At 45.0% G+C, this 15,773-nt stretch carries 16 protein-coding genes, 1 tRNA gene and 2 pseudogenes; 12 read left to right on the forward strand and 7 right to left on the reverse strand.

Features of this window, described 5'->3' with window-relative positions; genetic code table 11:
- Nucleotides 1–149, reverse strand: a pseudogene (locus tag IM450_RS20930) (ISNCY family transposase); the annotation flags it as partial.
- Between the two features lie 253 nt (nt 150–402).
- Here IM450_RS20930 and IM450_RS20935 point away from each other — a divergent pair.
- On the forward strand, nt 403–708 hold the full coding sequence (locus tag IM450_RS20935; RefSeq protein WP_287666667.1) for a DUF433 domain-containing protein: 306 nt from the start codon (nt 403–405) through the stop codon (nt 706–708).
- Here IM450_RS20935 and cdd read toward each other — a convergent pair.
- The 4 genes from cdd to pheS all read right to left on the reverse strand — a co-directional run bounded on the left by cdd (nt 705) and on the right by pheS (nt 4,674).
- On the reverse strand, nt 705–1,106 hold the full coding sequence (gene cdd, locus IM450_RS20940) for a cytidine deaminase (RefSeq protein ID WP_002803476.1): 402 nt from the start codon (nt 1,104–1,106) through the stop codon (nt 705–707). The two genes, IM450_RS20935 and cdd, sit on opposite strands and share 4 nt — an antisense overlap.
- A gap of 566 nt (nt 1,107–1,672) precedes the next feature.
- The gene (locus IM450_RS20945) at nt 1,673–2,800 is read right to left on the reverse strand and encodes an NAD(P)/FAD-dependent oxidoreductase (RefSeq protein ID WP_002803474.1); all 1,128 of its coding nucleotides are present in this window, start codon (nt 2,798–2,800) and stop codon (nt 1,673–1,675) included.
- Between the two features lie 511 nt (nt 2,801–3,311).
- On the reverse strand, nt 3,312–3,656 hold the full coding sequence (locus IM450_RS20950) for a DUF4870 domain-containing protein (RefSeq protein WP_002803472.1): 345 nt from the start codon (nt 3,654–3,656) through the stop codon (nt 3,312–3,314).
- 13 nt (nt 3,657–3,669) lie between these two features.
- Nucleotides 3,670–4,674 (reverse strand): phenylalanine--tRNA ligase subunit alpha, encoded by a 1,005-nt coding sequence (pheS, locus tag IM450_RS20955; protein WP_287666672.1) that lies wholly within the window; start codon nt 4,672–4,674, stop codon nt 3,670–3,672.
- Between the two features lie 241 nt (nt 4,675–4,915).
- Here pheS and IM450_RS20960 point away from each other — a divergent pair, with 241 nt between their 5' ends.
- Entirely contained in the window at nt 4,916–5,209 is a 294-nt protein-coding gene (locus tag IM450_RS20960; protein ID WP_287666675.1) for an RNA recognition motif domain-containing protein, read from the forward strand.
- 436 nt (nt 5,210–5,645) lie between these two features.
- Nucleotides 5,646–5,810, forward strand: coding sequence for a hypothetical protein (locus IM450_RS20965; RefSeq protein WP_002733784.1), 165 nt, complete (start codon nt 5,646–5,648; stop codon nt 5,808–5,810).
- Between the two features lie 218 nt (nt 5,811–6,028).
- Here the strand turns inward: IM450_RS20965 and IM450_RS20970 are convergent, their stop codons facing one another.
- Entirely contained in the window at nt 6,029–8,725 is a 2,697-nt protein-coding gene (locus tag IM450_RS20970) for a CBS domain-containing protein (RefSeq protein WP_287666678.1), read from the reverse strand.
- Nucleotides 8,726–8,838: 113 nt separating this feature from the next.
- On the opposite strand from IM450_RS20970, the gene IM450_RS20975 reads away from it, so the two are divergent.
- From IM450_RS20975 to IM450_RS21015, 9 genes are all read left to right on the forward strand, one after another.
- Nucleotides 8,839–9,288, forward strand: a complete 450-nt coding sequence (locus tag IM450_RS20975) for a CopD family protein (protein WP_287666681.1) — start codon at nt 8,839–8,841, stop codon at nt 9,286–9,288.
- A 369-nt stretch (nt 9,289–9,657) separates the two neighbouring features.
- Nucleotides 9,658–9,846 carry a photosystem II reaction center protein PsbZ gene (psbZ, locus tag IM450_RS20980; RefSeq protein WP_002732865.1) on the forward strand — a complete coding sequence of 63 codons (189 nt, stop codon included), beginning with the start codon at nt 9,658–9,660 and terminating at the stop codon, nt 9,844–9,846.
- Nucleotides 9,847–9,982: 136 nt separating this feature from the next.
- The gene (ribH, locus tag IM450_RS20985; RefSeq protein WP_287666683.1) at nt 9,983–10,528 is read left to right on the forward strand and encodes a 6,7-dimethyl-8-ribityllumazine synthase; all 546 of its coding nucleotides are present in this window, start codon (nt 9,983–9,985) and stop codon (nt 10,526–10,528) included.
- Between the two features lie 55 nt (nt 10,529–10,583).
- Nucleotides 10,584–10,877: a hypothetical protein gene (locus IM450_RS20990; protein ID WP_287666685.1), complete on the forward strand. Its 294-nt coding sequence runs from the start codon at nt 10,584–10,586 to the stop codon at nt 10,875–10,877.
- A gap of 72 nt (nt 10,878–10,949) precedes the next feature.
- A tRNA-Gly gene (locus tag IM450_RS20995) sits at nt 10,950–11,021 on the forward strand.
- Between the two features lie 171 nt (nt 11,022–11,192).
- The gene (locus IM450_RS21000; RefSeq protein WP_002803461.1) at nt 11,193–11,600 is read left to right on the forward strand and encodes a hypothetical protein; all 408 of its coding nucleotides are present in this window, start codon (nt 11,193–11,195) and stop codon (nt 11,598–11,600) included.
- Nucleotides 11,601–11,610: 10 nt separating this feature from the next.
- Nucleotides 11,611–12,858 (forward strand): glutamate-5-semialdehyde dehydrogenase, encoded by a 1,248-nt coding sequence (locus IM450_RS21005; RefSeq protein ID WP_287660462.1) that lies wholly within the window; start codon nt 11,611–11,613, stop codon nt 12,856–12,858.
- Nucleotides 12,859–13,027: 169 nt separating this feature from the next.
- Nucleotides 13,028–13,999 (forward strand): LysR family transcriptional regulator, encoded by a 972-nt coding sequence (locus IM450_RS21010; RefSeq protein ID WP_002803459.1) that lies wholly within the window; start codon nt 13,028–13,030, stop codon nt 13,997–13,999.
- A gap of 262 nt (nt 14,000–14,261) precedes the next feature.
- Nucleotides 14,262–15,323 carry an anthranilate phosphoribosyltransferase family protein gene (locus IM450_RS21015; protein ID WP_002803458.1) on the forward strand — a complete coding sequence of 354 codons (1,062 nt, stop codon included), beginning with the start codon at nt 14,262–14,264 and terminating at the stop codon, nt 15,321–15,323.
- Nucleotides 15,324–15,642: 319 nt separating this feature from the next.
- On the opposite strand, the pseudogene IM450_RS21020 reads toward IM450_RS21015, so the two are convergent.
- Nucleotides 15,643–15,773, reverse strand: a pseudogene (locus IM450_RS21020) (IS30 family transposase); the annotation flags it as partial.

Here is a 15,773-nt window from a genome sequence, read left to right on the forward strand (position 1 = left end):
TATAAGTCATCTCCTAACAGGGTTACAGGATAACCATACTTCTTTTGATGATTCTTATCTAACCATCTTTTAACAGCCGCATTTTCACAATCTTGTTTTTGCTGCCCATCTTGTTTTTTAATAAATTCTGGTTCTAAATTGGCCAATTCAAGTCTGAATTGCATCACTGTCTGATCTATGAATTGTCCCCTAGACAATTTTTCAAACCTAGTCCTCAGCGTTGGTTGTGGATACGATGCACAATTAGCATTCATATCTTGATTCAGCAACGCCTAAAACTGTTAGAATAGGTCAAATCAATTAACTAGAAGCCCTATGTTAAGTACCTAAGCAAAATTAATTACACATATCTAACCACCTCTTGCCTCTTGCCTCTTGCCTATCTTTACTAGGAAATTAATTTTGCACGACTACTTAGCTCTATCCTATCCACACATAGAAAAAAGTGACGACCAACCCGCACATTTACAAAGATTACCGCGTATCCGCGTTGCTCAAATTGTCATGGACTACATCGCCTATGGTTGGTCGGTAGAAGAAATCTGTCGTCAACACCTTTATTTAACCCTAGCCGAAGCTCCTGCAGCCATGGGTTACTATTTTGACCATCAAGAAGAAATTGACCAAGAAATCACAATGGAATGGCAACAAGTACAAGAAAATATGACTAATCAAGCTGCCAAGTCGCCTTTTTATACCCACAGTTAAAAACGAAAGGAAAAAGGCAGTAAATCCGAGAGATTAAAACGATAATTTTGCTGAGTTCCACAGATAATAATCTCCGCTTGCGGCGCTAATTCGGCTATCCATTGACGACAGGCTCCGCAGGGAGTTAACTGACTAATATCATCCTTCCCATCGATACAGGCTATAGCGATCGCCCGTACTTCTCGATCGCCCGCTGCGATTATTTGCGCTAAAGTTGCCCTTTCCGCACACAAACTCAAGCCATAACTAGCGTTCTCCACATTAGTACCAGCATAAATCTTTTTATCTGTCAAGACCGCCGCCCCCACCCGAAAACGGGAATAGGGAGAATAGGAAAGTTTCGCCACTTCCCGAGCAGTGTCACAGAGTTGTTGTCTTTCTTGGTCAGATAGGGTCATCGGCTGCCGATAGCAGGGTGTGGGGAATTGGGGAATTGGGTAAGTGGGGTGTGGGGTGTGGGGTGTAGGGTGTGGGGAGTTTTCTCAGTGAACTGATAACTGATAACTGACTCCTAACCCAATGGTAGATGTTGGATTTTTGCGGGAGTTCTATTTTCCGACAAATATAAGCAAAAATTATTTATTGACTGCAAAAACTTGAGAATATTTAAATTAACATTCCGCAATATTTATAAATTCTTAAGAATTAATTGAGAAAGATTTTTATTTAACAACGATGTTATGATGGTTACAGCGATTTTACTAAATTTCATAATGGCTTATTCTGTGCTTTTTTGGGCAGCAATAGTTGAAACCATTGCCACACCTAGAAGGTGATTCTAATTAAGACGGGTAAATCAGTCAATTTCACCCACAACGATGATCTTTTTTTTATGTAGTTTTATTGCAAAAAAAAAGTTTTTTTGACAAAAAGCACAAAGTATGATATACGCCAAAGTATTTCTGGCTGCGAGTAATTATTGTAGAGAGGGGAGAAAAAAGCCGAATCCTGACTCCTAACCCCATCAACAAACTTTTTCAGCAAACCCTAACTTATCACTTAACATTTCCCTGACGATTTTAGCGGTAGCAGGGGCCAATAAAACCCCGTTGCGGTAGTGTCCCGTGGCCAGAATAACGTTATCGTATCTGGGCAAATATTCGATGATGGGAGCGGATTTTTTCTCCGGTCGGGGTCGCTTACCGGACCAAGTACGCACGATCGCACCCGCAGCCAAAGAGGGACAAAAAGCGATCGCCTTTTGATACACTTGTTCTAATAGGGCAGTATCGGCGATAATTTCGCCCTTTTCGTCCATAAATTCCACCGTTGCTCCAATCCAGTATTCTGCTCCGGCCAAAGGCAGAATATGCAGGTCATTTCCCGTTAAAATCGGCTTAAAATCGGAACTTTCTAGGGGTTGCGTCAATTTTATCTGTAAAGCTTGCCCTAAAACCGGTCGGATCTCCACTGGATGGGTAAGAGTTTCGGTTAAAGCAGTGGCACCAATTCCCGCACAAAGAATCAAAAAGTCAGTTTCCTCTATACCATTGGAACTATAAACCTGAGTGCATTGCCTCAAATTAGAGCCTTGAAGCTCTGTCTTCCCGAAATTTTCAACTTTTACCCCAAATTGACATTTTACCCCCCTTTTTGCCGCAGCAGTGACGAGAGACTCCGTGAGCAGGGCCGGATTAATTTGATGATCACTGGGAGAATAGATAGCACCCTGGAGATGCTCCCCAGCCACCTGGGGACATTTTTGGTTTAAAGTCTCTTTATCCCAGATTTCTAGACAATATCCCTGTTCTTGGCGGATTTGGGCTAACTTGCGCCAATTTTCTTCGTCTTCGGCACTCGATCTCAGTAGGACAATACCATCACGGTTACAGGGAATAGTCAGTCCGGTGAGGGATTCTAGCTCAGGAAGGAGGGTTTCGTAGCGTTTTAAACTTTCTTGCCGCAGTTTCCAGGCTCTACCTTTAGTTTTATGGCTGATAATGCCCATTAAAATCCCTAGGGCTGCCCCGGTTGCTCCTTGTCCTGGTTTTTTTTCATCAATGAGGGTAATTTCTAATCCTGCGATGGCGCTTAATTCGTAGGCAATGGTGGCCCCCACTATCCCCGCACCAATGATGACAATTTTAGTCATAAGACCTCTTGCAAAAATCAAAAATCTTCCTTTAGGTGAGGAGTCAGGAGCCAGTAGCCGGTCGTCAGGAGAATTAAGAATGAGCATTAATCAATTAAATGCTCTATTTAGGGATTTTACGCAATTTTATGTCTATTTTTCTCAGTTTTGCACTCTCAAAAATTAATTATGCAAGAACTCTATAAACTCCAGAGGCTATTTTTCTAGTGGGAATAGGACTAAAAAGGGGTTGAGGCTGCATCTCACATTTGCAGAAATACGGACAATCAGCAATTATCAGTGACTTTTAAATTATTGCAAATATATCAGCAGCTGCGTGTAAGCATCCCACCGAAAAACTAATGCGCTCCGGGGTTTGGAGGGTAGAACCCCCCAAAGACTTGGATTGAGTGATAAAATCGGAAGTAATTACCAATTTTAGAAGACAGTTTGCATTTAAAAATCCCAACTCAACAGATTGACAAAAATGAGATGCACCCAGGGTTGAACAGGTTTCAACCCCGATAATTAATTACAGAACCCGGAAAATGAAAGGATAACGGAAAACCTTATAGGGATCTTTCCAGACTTGCAGGATAGCAAGAATGGGGAGAACAATGTTCACCACAGCAAGAATCCCTAGGAGCAAATAACCGATTAAAACCCAAATTAGAATCCCGGCAATTAGGTAGTATAACCACATATTCAGGTGAAAGTTTAAAGCTTCTTTGGCGTTTTCCTTCACCGTTCCATCATCAGAAATGAAATAAATAGCTAAGGGAATCCCCACCGATACCAGCGTAGCACTCAAAAAGATCGAAGCATGACAAGCCACGGATAGGAGTCTTTTTTTGGTTAAATCTTCACTCTTGACCATCGGGTTTATCCCCCTAAAATTGGCGGAGAAAGCGGATATCGCTATTATAACAACGGCGAATATCGTCTATCTCATGTAATACCATAGCAAATCTTTCCACGCCAAAACCAGCAGCAAAACCCGTATAGATTTGGGGGTCATAACCGACTGCTTTTAAGACATTGGGATCCACCATACCACAGCCCATCACCTCCAACCATTTGCCTTTCCACTGCACATCTACCTCGGCCGAGGGTTCAGTAAAAGGGAAGTAGGAAGCGCGGAATTTAACCGGTAAATCGGCCCCGAACATTTGCTTAAGAAATTCTTTAATTGTTCCTTTCAAATCCGTAAAGGTTAATCCCCGGTCTACCGCTAATAATTCCACTTGATGGAAAACCGCAGAATGGGTTGCATCCACGGTATCGCGACGATAAACACGGCCCGGGGCCACAATCCGAATTGGGGGTTCGTGACTTTCCATGTAGCGAATCTGCACTGGGGAGGTATGGGTCCGCAATAAACGACCATCCCTCAAGAAAAAAGTATCCTGCATATCCCGGGCCGGATGGTCAGCAGGGATATTTAAAGCCTCAAAATTATAATAATCGGTTTCTACCTGCGGCCCAGTGGCGATGCTGTAACCCAGACCGACGAAAATATCGATCATGCGATCAACTGTGCTATTTAAGGGGTGAATTCGCCCTAAAGGACGGCTAAGAGCAGGCAGGGTGACATCGAGGGTTTCCGCCGCTAATTTCGCCTTAATTTGGGCATTCTGGAGACTTTCTCGCTGGGATTCCAGCAGCGATTGTACTGATTCTTTGACCTCATTAGCGATCGCACCGAGGCGCGGTCTCTCTTCGGGGGTTAATTTGCCCATTTCGCGTAAAATCTGCGATAATTCTCCTTTCTTACCGAGATAATTCACTCTTAGCTGTTCTAAGTCTTCTAGGGTTGTTGTTTGTTCGATGGAATTTTCCGCTTTCGCTGCCAGGGTTTTTAGGGCAGTTTCGATCGGATGGGGGGATAAACTCATAATTAGGGCATTTTATGGGGCAGCATTCTAGTCTAGTTTATCTGCTCCCGTGGCGAGACAGGCAGAATCGATCAAAGCTAATAGCTATGTGCTAGGATGGAAGTTGAGAATAAAAGTCGGCACTGCGGCTCGTTGTCAGTATTAATGGTCAAAGCGTTTCTGTTTAGTATTGGTTCAGCTAGTTCCCGAAATCTTGGTTCTCTACAAATCTGTTGTTTTTATCTGTGCAAGGATAGGTTTTATGTCAATTTATGTTGGTAATCTCCCCTTCGAGGTTGACCAAGAAGACGTGGTTGAGGTTTTTAAGGAATATGGTGAGATCAAGCGCGTTCACTTTCCCATGGATCGGGAAACGAAAAGAAAACGCGGGTTCGCTTTCGTGGAAATGGAAACCCCAGAGCAAGAATCGGCCGCTATTGCCGCTCTTGACGGCGCTCAATGGATGGGACGAGAATTAAAAGTCAATCAAGCTCGTGAAAGAGAACCCAAACCTTCCTTCGGTGGTGGCAATCGCAATCGAGATCGTCGCTACTAATCCCCGATCGTAACCATTCTAGGTTATCAGAAATTTGGGTTGAAAACCCCGTCCTTTTAGGGACGGGTTTATGCTAGAATGTTTGTAGGTTGCCGACCGTGAGAACGTCAGGAAAGAGGTCAAACGTCCTACTCCGTAATCTCAAAATTTCTAACAGTCAATGGTGTTCAATTAAGTCCAAACTGTAAGAACGCAAAACAATTAAATACTGTGGGACACACAGAAATTTACGCTTGGGGAGTAGTCCATAAGAGTGCTTGCCTTATCGGTGTAGTCGGACTAGACATGAAACCGTAAGACCAAAATTAGCGTTGCTAGTGGAGGCAGGATTCAGCCCAAGAATCTCCGCACTTTTAGGGCGGAGAGTGTCAATGTCAATGGGGGAAGCGATCGCTCGTTTCCCTGCTTGTCTATCTATTATCCCAAGGAGATTCTTGTGGCTAAACGTCGTAATTTGAAAAAAGAAAAAGCTGAACGCAACCGCGCCTACGCTCGTCAATTCCGGGCTGCTTCTAATCGTACCACCACCAGAGGAGGTAGAGGCGGTTATTCCAGCGATCAAAGACAATCTTCGGAAAATGAAGGGGCAGCCGATACCTAATCTGCTGACTTAGTTAGGGTCTGCGGCAAAAAGTTTTTCGTGGGGACAGGGTGTAGGGTGTGGGGTGTGGGGTGTAGGGTTTTACCGATTCTCATCTGGTCAATTACCTAATTTTCAGAGAAAAAGTCCCAGAATTTTCCCCCTATCTCTCCCACAACTGGTACTTTTTGATTGACAAAAAGTCTAAAAGTCTTACCCAATAAGGTTTTTAGATTTATTCAGCAAGCCCGAGTTAATCTAGCAATAAAAGCCATAGCTTCGCTTTTATTGCTGACTATTCCATCTAAAGTCGCCCCCAATACCGCCGCAAGTAACGATTTAAACTGGGGACCCGGTTGATAACCCAAAGCTTTTAGGTCATTGCCGTCGATAGGAGCCTCAATCTGCGACCATTTAGTTAAATATTGCCAGATTAAAGCCCGCATCCTAGTCTGACTCCTCACCGCCACCAATAACAAACTAGGAACCTGATAACCCTTGAAAAAGCTGACAATTTGACTAACGGGTTGATCATAAGCAAAATTATTGCTAATCTCCCTTTCCATAACTTCTAGTTTTTGTAAACGCCCCAGACTATCTTTGGGCAATTGTAAATTATTAGCGATCGCTATTCTTTCCCCCACAGCCAGAGAAGCGATTAATAATTCCAACCGCATTAACCAAGCATTCACCGGCAATTCCAGACTTAAACAATCTAACCAACGACTAAGACAGCGCAATTGTCGCCATAAAGCTTGATTTAAACTTAAATCCCCGTGTAAACAGTGCAAAGCCCCCAACTCAGCCAACTTTTCTAAGGCACTTTCCCAGTAATCCGCCTCTAAAATATAATTCAACTCCGCTTTTAAACGGGACTGTAAAGCGGGTGCATTCTGATTTTGTTGCCGTGAGCGCTCATAAACTCCACTTTCGATCGCATACCTAATATAATTTTCTGTCAAGGGTTCAATAACAAATCCTAACCGAGTGGCAAAACGCACCGCTCGATAGATGCGCGTCGGATCCTCAATAAAACTATTAGCGTGGAGAACCCGGATTTCTTGAGCGCGTAAATCCAACATACCGCCAAAAAAGTCGAGTAATTCCCCCTCTTTCGGCGAAGTTAGGCGAATTGCCAGAGCATTAATTGTAAAATCCCTTCTATACAAATCCTGTCGAATCGAACTAGCCTCCACTTGGGGATTACTGGCGGGATAGGGATAGAATTCCGTGCGTGCCGTGGCGATATCCACCCATAACGAGCCAAAACGCTCATCTTTGTGCCATAACAAAGCCGCCGTCTGAAATTCCCCGTGAATCGATAACCGGGCCCCCGGATAAATTTCGCGTAAACAATTAGCCAATTCTACCCCCGCACCCACACCGGCGGCACGATGGCAGCCATCCACCACTAAATCGATATCCTGTAACAATAAAGTATCCCTTTCTGTGGCTAACAATAAATCGCGCACTGCACCCCCAACCAGATAGAGATGCCAACCGCGTTTTTGAGCGGCAGTGGCGGCAGCTTGCAGGAATGACCATAAAACCGGCTCTAAACGCTCTTTAATCGTCGGTAAAAGACAGGAAACCAAAGCAACCCCTTCAAAACGCACCCGCTCATTTTGATGAATCTGTCTTAATACATCTGTACGAGTGACGATACCGACTAACTGCCCATTTTCTAGTACAGGTAAACGCCCTAAATCATACGTTACCATCAGTGACTCGATTTCCTGAAGGGAAGTATCGGGGGTAATAGTTTTCGGATTACAAGTCATGTATCCCTTCACGGGAGAGCGAGAAAAGCCGTGATGGAGAGCTAAATCGAGGTCACGACGAGAAATCACCCCAACTAAGCGATCCTGCTCATCTACCACCGATAAACCCGAATGGCCGTAACGGAAAAGGATGCGCTCGGCTTGAGATATGGAAGTATCGGGACGAATTGTCCGCACCGGAGAAGACATTAAATCCCTAGCAGTGGGAGAAGGAGGAATTTGAGCAATTAAGTCCCCCAGTAGTTGGTTTAACTGTTGAACTGGCTGAACATCGCGAAAACTCACCGAAGCGGCCTGAGCATGACCACCGCCGTTATAGGGGGAAAAAAGCTGATATAGATTCACTCCATCGATTCTAGAGCGACCAATCACAGTTAAACGCTGTCGGGACTTATCTTCCTCGTCTTTACTATAACTATGGCCGAAAAGTAGTGCATCACTATCGGATAATTCCAGTAGGCGCTCGGCCAGACTAGACAAACCGGGGATAAAATCGGCAGTATGGAGGAGAACGTGGGCGATTTTACGGTCATGGATCGTTTTAATCTCTAGATTTTCCCAAGCAAGGCTAAATAACTCCTGTAAGCGCGGGGAAAAACTCGGTTGACAGTATTGGGCGATCGTTTTAATGTTAGCAGCACAGGTCATTAACCAAGCCAAAGCATAGGCATCCCTGGGGGTACTACCGGCAAAAGTCAGGGAACCCGTGTCAACGTGAATACCGAGTGCCATTACCGTCGCTGCCATCGAGTTTGGTTTAATCTGGGCTTTTTGTAAAGCTTCGACAATTAAAGTCGTGGTAGCTCCCACCCCTTCTAAATGGACGCTAGAGGCATGAATATCGCTTTCACTATCTAAATGATGATCATACAATTCGATCGCCTGTAAATGCCCTAAATCGAGCCACTGGGAGGCTTTTCCCAGACGCTCCCGCCACTGATTATCAACGATAATTAAAGAGCGAATACGGTCCGGATTGACACTACGCATTTCAATTAAAGCAAATTCATCCCGATGCAGGGCTAAAAATTCCCTTACTGTTGGGTGCGCTCCCCCCGTTAAAACAATGCGACTACCCGCTTTCAGCAACGATAAACCCACCGCTGCCCCCAAAGCGTCAAAATCCGCCGTTTGATGACATAAAATTAAATCCATATTTTTTAGTAAGGAGAAGTTATCAGGATTTTTTCTGTATCTATTGTTACTAAATGCTCGGCAATAACCGGGTCAAGTACTATAAGTTAGCAAATCTTGACCAAGAGAAACCCATGTTGTTCAAAATTTTAGTAATTCTCCACACCCTAGGGGCGACCGTCTGGGCCGGTGGTCATTTATTGTTGGCAGTCACCGTTCTACCCCAGGCCCTCAAAAACCGAGAACCAGACCGAATTCGTCAATTTGAGCAATATTTTGAGGGTTTTGGGTTATCTGCTTTATTGTTGCAGGTAATAACGGGCCTAGGACTGACTTGGATTTATTTGCCCGGATTTCGTGATTTTTGGTCATTTGATAGTTTTTTATCGGTTTATATAGGAATTAAGTTAGCTTTACTGCTATTAACTCTCATCTTGGCCCTTCATTCCCGCTTTTTTCTCCTTCCTCAACTGGGCGAGGAAAACTTAAATTTCCTCGCCCTGCACATAGTCGCCGTCACCACTCTAGCAGTATTATTCGTCATTTTTGGCGCCGGCATCCGTTTGGGCGGGCTTGACCATTAGCTTTTAGCAGTTCAGCAGTCTGGATATCTTTCTAGGCTAGGTTTGGCGAAAACGCAAAAACACGGTAATCTGGGCAAGGAATCACAGGGAGTCAATTACCCCACCTAACCCCTTGCCCTGCTGCTTTTGGCAAGGATAGACACTGGAAAAAAATTTTAAGACCCGCTGCGGCTGGGTAGTCAGTGGCAGTAGAATTAAAATGCTCGTGGATTCGGTCTGACGGGGATATCTCCTTTAACCCCTGATTCAGGGGGGAGTTAGAGGAAGGGTCGTCCAGTTAAGTTGATTGGAAGTGAGGCTCTTCCATACAAGTATCAAATCTGGGAGAATTATCTAAATAAACATCAACTGCTTTAGGAGAACCCAATCATGTCTATTGTTTTTCAATTTTTTCTCATTGCCTTAGTTTTATTTTCCTTGCTGATGGTGATTGGTGTCCCCGTTGCCTATGCTTCCCCCCAAAACTGGGATCAATCGAAACCCCTTCTCTATGTGGGTTCGGCAATTTGGGCGATTTTAGTCGTTGCCGTCGCTATTTTAAACTTTTTAGTGATTTAGCCTTGATCAGGAGTCAGGAGGAGATAGGGTGATAGGGTGATGAGACAGTTTCCCCACCTCCCCACTACCCCATCTCCCCACCTCCCCACACCCCACACCCCACACCCCACACCCCACACCCCACACCCCACACCTTATGACTGTTTTTGAGGGAAATTTTACCGAGGATATATCCTCTTGGCGGTTTGCGATCGTGATTGGTCGTTTTAACGATCTCGTCACTGATAAACTGTTATCAGGCTGTCAAGATTGTCTCAAGCGTCACGGGGTTGATGTTAATCCCGATGGCACTCAAGTGGATTATATCTGGGTACCGGGTAGCTTTGAAGTGCCAATGGTAGCCCGTCAAGTCGCCCTTTCCCACCGTTACGATGCCGTTATTTGTCTAGGGGCAATTATTCGCGGCCAAACGCCCCATTTTGACTACGTTGCCGCCGAGGCCGCTAAGGGAATCGCCGCGGCCGCTTTTCAGACGGGTGTTCCCGTTGTCTTCGGTATTCTCACCACTGATACTCTACAACAGGCCCTCGAACGGGCCGGTATTAAGAGTAATTTGGGCTGGAATTATGGCCTATCTGCCCTAGAAATGGCTAGTCTCATGCGTCAATTGCGCCCCCGGAATGAAGATAAACCCCTAGAATTATTGGAAAATAATCCCCAACAGGCACTGATGGAAGGCTAAGAAAATTCCCCCAGAATTTAGGATTTTAGTTGTCCCCACTCCTGGAGTTCCACTGATGAGCGAAGCTGAACAGAACAAATATATTAACCAACTCAGACGGCAATTAGTCAACGCTGTCGAGAGAATCAAGACTCTGGAATTAGATTTAGAACCAGAGGGGCGGATTACGGAAGCTTTTGACGCTATGGAACGGCATATAGATGAAAAATTCGCCGCAGTGGATGAAAAATTCGCCGCCATTGACAAGCGTTTTGATCGCTTGGAACATCAGTTCAACCGACTACAGGCTAAGGTGGTTCTCGAAGCTATTACCGGTTTGGGGGATTTGCCAGAAGATGAATTATTGTAAAAAAATGCTCCAAACCACTTGACAAATGCTCTGAGATTTGGGATACTCAGGTAAGTGTGAAAAAAACGGCTTGCGGGCATAGCTCAGTGGTAGAGCGTCACCTTGCCAAGGTGAATGTCGCGCGTTCGAATCGCGTTGCCCGCTTGAAAAAATCTTGAAATATACCTTAAGGTCAGGATGAATAATTTAGGGATATCCCTTAAGATGGGAATTACCCGTGAGCAACAGGGTTGAGGATTTTGGGCAACCGTTGAATCCCTTAGCTATTGACCACGAGCGACTAAAAACAACCGTTTATAAACAAAAATTTAGCTTGTGCGACCGCGTAAATATACCAAAATCGACCAACACCAAGACTATCCTTGTCCCTGTCGTCGGAAAGGGACATTATGTCCGATTTTATTGACCGATGCCTTTGGATGCGATCGCTGTCAACAGATATTTGTGCTACAGGAAAACGGCCAAATTATCGAACAATTAGCCCCCCACTATCCCTATAAACGCACTTGGCGCTGGACAGGATTTCGTTGGGTGAGTACGAATCAGCGCCTTGGGCAAGAGGTATTACCCCTGATAATGGGGATAACTCTGTTATTATCGATCGTTTGGCTACCCTTAATTTTAAAATCACCACCTGGGGTAAGCGTGATTTTTGGGGCAATTCTAGTTATGCTATTAGTTATTTTGCCCGCATTCATCTTTTGGTTAGCCTATCGACGCTAGACAAGAATCTATGATCGAAAGTTCCTCCACCCCCCCCCTGACGATCTTTAAGCAAGCATATAATGCTTTTCTGGCTCTAGGTCAATTTAATGGCAATGAAAGAAATCGCGGGGTAATCGCGATCGCTAAGGGCATTAAAACTGGCTTTGATCGCATTTTAGAAGCCAATACCCTCGATTTAGAAGTCAGTCGAGAGATGGCCGTCTCGGAACAAATGATTCGCTGGTTACGGTTAACTCCCGAACGTTTAGAGACGACGGTGGAGGTATTGCAACAACTAGCGGAAGCATCGGATCCGCTGCAACAGGTAATTAACGCGGCCTATCAACTGAATCCTTCCCAAACCTATTGCCAAAGGATGCCTTTAGGAGTGATTGCCTTCGTCTATGAAGGTTTTCCGGAATTAGCGATGGTAGCGGCGGGATTTTCCCTAAAAAGTGGCAATAGTTTGATTATTCGGGGTTCCAATGCCTCTAGTCATTCCGATGGGGTGATTACGGAAATTATCCAAGAAGCATTGGAAGATGTGGGTTTACCCGTGGATTGTGTCAGTGGTTTGCCCTGTGATTCTAGTCCCTCCCTAGAGGAGTTGCTGACCCAGGAAAATTATGTTAATTTAATTATTCCCTACGGTCGCCCTAGTTTAATTGGTCGGGTGAGTCAATTGGCCACGGTTCCCGTTTTGCGCGCAGCGATGGGAAACTGTTATTTGTATTGGTCTCCTAGTGGCGATTTGGAGTTAGCCCGTCAGGTAATTATCGATAGTCATGGGAGTATACCCGATCCGGTCAATGCGATCGAAAAAGTTTTAATTAGTCCCCATCAAAATTCTTCGACTTTAAGTCGTTTGTTTAAAAGTTTGCAGGAAAAAGGCTTTAAATTGCGGGGAGATACCCGATTAGCGGCGGATTTTCCCGAACATTTAACCATTGCCACCGATAATGATTGGCAAAGACCCTATTTAGAAAAAACGGTGGCCTTTAGGTTAGTGGATACCCTCACTGATGCGATCGCTTGGATTAATAAGTATAGTAGCGGTCATGCGGATTGTATTGTCACCGAATCCTATCGAGAAAGTCGTCAATTTGCCATGGAGTCCGATAGTGCTTTAGTTTATATCAATTCTTCCCCCCGATTCGATCGCAATCCCAAACAGGGAGAATCGGTATTTTTGGGCATTTCCAACCAAAAAGGCCAGCGCCGGGGGTTAATCAACCTAGAAACCTTTACCACCCTTAAACAGGTGGTGCAGGGGTAGTTTTTTTTCAGTAATCAGTCCACAGTCAACAGTAATCAGTGAACTGAAAACTCACATCTGATAACTGGTAACTGATAACTGAGAAAACGGTAGCAATTTCTACCAAAAGTCAGAATAAAATTCGTTATTGTCATAAAGTCATGAAGGAATGTAATTAAAACGAGAAAGAATGCGGATCGAGCAATTGCAAGCCTTTTTAGCCGTAGCCGATACGGGCAATTTCGGTCAAGCCGCCCGCCAGTGTGGAGTCACCCAATCGACTATCAGCCGGCAGATTCAATCCCTAGAAACCGATTTGGGCTTACCTCTTTTCCATCGTACCGCCCAAGCGAAGTTAACCATTGCTGGGGAGAAATTACTGCCCCGGGCGAAACGGATTTGTCAAGAGTGGGCGAATGTTCACGAGGAAATCACTGACCTACAGGCAGGAAAACAGCCAGAATTGTGCGTGGCGGCGATTCATTCCGTGTGCGCCCACTATTTACCGCCGATTTTGCCGAAATTTTGCGCTGAATACCCAGAAGTTCAGTTAAGAGTTACCGCACTAGGCAGCGATCGCGCCTTAAAAGTGCTGCGGGATGGTTTAGTAGATGTGGCGTTGGTAATGAATAATCGTTTTCTCACCTCTAGCCCGGAGATGGTGGTCGAGGTATTATACCAAGAAGCGATCGAAATTCTCATGGCCGCTAATCATCCTCTCGCCCAATACAAAGAAGTGCCATGGTCAGAATTAATCCCCTATCCGCAAGTGGTTTTCAAAGATGGCTACGGAATGCAAAGATTAGTACAAGAATGGTTTTCCCGTCAGGATGCCCACCTGAAAACTGTCATGGAATTAAACACCCTCGATGCTTTTCGCGGTGTGGTGCGTCAGGGTAATATTATCGCTCTTCTGCCCCAATCTGCCCTGATGGAAGCGCGTAGCGATGCTACCCTCGCCATTCGTCCTCTTGCTTCCCCTAGTGGCGAAAATCCCTATCTTAATAATGGTAAATTTAGTCATCGTCTCACCCGTCAGGTAGTCCTTGTCACCACCAGCGATCGCCTACAGATACCACCGATCGCTCATTTCTGTCAATTAGTGCGGCAAATGAATCAAAGTGTGGTTAAAAGCCTAGAAAACCACCACGTCCAGCCTTAGCAATCCCAATCAATCCTATTTAGGGTTTGCTGAAAAAGCTTTTCCTAGGGGCAGGGTGTGGGGTGTGGGGTGTGGGGTGTGGGGTTTTACCGATTTTCAGGTGGTCAATTACCTAATTTTCAGGGAAAAAGTCCAGGGATTTTCCCCCCAATCACTCCAAAGGTCGGCACTTTTTGAGGGAAAACAAGTCTAAAAGTCTTATCCAACAAGGTTTTTAGATTTATTCAGCAAACCCTATTTACTCTTTATTTTCTTCCTTGAGATGAGTGATACTTTTCGAGAATTATTAAAAGCGATCGGTAGTGGCACCCATACGGGCAGAAATTTAACCCGTCCCGAAGCGGCAATGGCCACCAAGATGATGTTAACCCAAGAGGCAACCCCGGCCCAAATCGGTGCTTTCATGATTGCCCATCGCATTAAACGCCCCACCAGCGATGAGTTAGCGGGAATGCTTGATGCCTACGCCGAGCTTGGCCCGCAAATAACCCTAGAATCAGCCTCTTTTCAGCATCCGATCACTATTTTTGGCAATCCCTACGATGGACGCTCTCGCACTGCCCCGGTTACTCCGATCACTACTTTAATCTTAGGGTTGGCGGGGGTTCCTGTAGTCCTGCACGGGGGCGATCGAATGCCGACTAAATACGGTATTTCTCTCAGGGAAATCTGGCAGCAATTAGGAGCAGATTTTAGTCAATTATCCTTAGCAGCAGTGAAAGACTGTTTAATCACCACGGGATTGACTTTTTTCTATATTCCGCGCCATTTTCCCCTAGTAGAGAATTTTGTTACTTATCGGGAGCAAATCGGTAAACGTCCGCCCATGGCCACGGTAGAGTTAATGTGGTCGCCTTTGGTCGGTAATATTCATCAAATATCGGGTTTTGTTCATCCCCCCACCGAAGATCGTTTTCGCGAAACTTTTGCCCTGAGAAATATCTCTCACTTCACCACCGTGAAAGGATTAGAGGGGAGTTGTGATTTAGCCTGTAATCGGACGGCGATTATTGGTCTGGGAAATCCCACCGATCCCCCTTCCTTTCAGCGATTTTTCCTAAATCCTCGCGATTATGGCTTCTGTCCTTCGGATTATCCCCTCGAATCTTTAGAGATGCTCACCGCTAAATTAAAGGGTTTATTAGCTGGAGAAAATAATGAATTAACCGATGCGGCAATTTTTAACGGTGGTTTTTATCTTTGGCGCTGTGGAATTGCCCCAGATATCCCCACCGGTTTCCAGCAAGCACAACAATCTTTACAGTCAGGAAAAGCTCTGGCTAAATTAGAACAAATCTGTAATTATCTGGAAAATCAGCCATAGATAGGGTCTGCGGCAAAAAGTTTTTCCTGGGGGTAGGGTGTGGGGTGTGGGGTGTAGGGTTTTACCGATTTTGAGGGGGTCAATTACCTAATTTTCAGGGAAAAAGTAGCTGAATTATCCCCCCCCGATCACTCCTATATCTGGTACTTTTTGATTTTCAAAAAGCCCAAAGACATTACCCAACAAATCTAACCCCGTGCGACAAATCTAACTTTGGGCGATCCCTCAATCATGGTGGCTGCAAATTGAGCAGAAGTGAAATTATCGGGAGATTTTAACCCTTCTTTGAGCCTGTTGGTCATTTCCTCAATAGGCCAATTCAAGTCTGAATTGCATCACTGTCTGATCTATCTTTATAGAATACCTCATTCGGGGTACGATAGTCAAGACATTTTCGAGGACGATTGTTAATCAAGTTTACGGCTCTTTCCACCTCCTCTGGCTTAACGA

It is taken from the genome of Microcystis sp. M083S1 (genome assembly GCF_020246405.1).
GTDB classification, from domain to species: Bacteria; Cyanobacteriota; Cyanobacteriia; order Cyanobacteriales; family Microcystaceae; genus Microcystis; species Microcystis aeruginosa_C.

Bases quoted from the DNA above. Each gene is read 5' to 3' on its own strand.
- IM450_RS20970 (WP_287666678.1), bottom strand. From the start codon at position 8,725: ATGGATTTAATTTTATGTCATCAAACGGCGGATTTTGACGCTTTGGGG.
- IM450_RS20950 (WP_002803472.1), bottom strand. From the start codon at position 3,656: ATGGTCAAGAGTGAAGATTTAACCAAAAAAAGACTCCTATCCGTGGCT.
- IM450_RS21010 (WP_002803459.1), top strand. From the start codon at position 13,028: ATGCGGATCGAGCAATTGCAAGCCTTTTTAGCCGTAGCCGATACGGGC.
- IM450_RS21015 (WP_002803458.1), top strand. From the start codon at position 14,262: ATGAGTGATACTTTTCGAGAATTATTAAAAGCGATCGGTAGTGGCACC.
- IM450_RS20945 (WP_002803474.1), bottom strand. From the start codon at position 2,800: ATGACTAAAATTGTCATCATTGGTGCGGGGATAGTGGGGGCCACCATT.
- ribH (WP_287666683.1), top strand. From the start codon at position 9,983: ATGACTGTTTTTGAGGGAAATTTTACCGAGGATATATCCTCTTGGCGG.
- cdd (WP_002803476.1), bottom strand. From the start codon at position 1,106: ATGACCCTATCTGACCAAGAAAGACAACAACTCTGTGACACTGCTCGG.
- IM450_RS21005 (WP_287660462.1), top strand. From the start codon at position 11,611: ATGATCGAAAGTTCCTCCACCCCCCCCCTGACGATCTTTAAGCAAGCA.
- IM450_RS20960 (WP_287666675.1), top strand. From the start codon at position 4,916: ATGTCAATTTATGTTGGTAATCTCCCCTTCGAGGTTGACCAAGAAGAC.
- IM450_RS20990 (WP_287666685.1), top strand. From the start codon at position 10,584: ATGAGCGAAGCTGAACAGAACAAATATATTAACCAACTCAGACGGCAA.
- psbZ (WP_002732865.1), top strand. From the start codon at position 9,658: ATGTCTATTGTTTTTCAATTTTTTCTCATTGCCTTAGTTTTATTTTCC.
- IM450_RS20975 (WP_287666681.1), top strand. From the start codon at position 8,839: ATGTTGTTCAAAATTTTAGTAATTCTCCACACCCTAGGGGCGACCGTC.
- pheS (WP_287666672.1), bottom strand. From the start codon at position 4,674: ATGAGTTTATCCCCCCATCCGATCGAAACTGCCCTAAAAACCCTGGCA.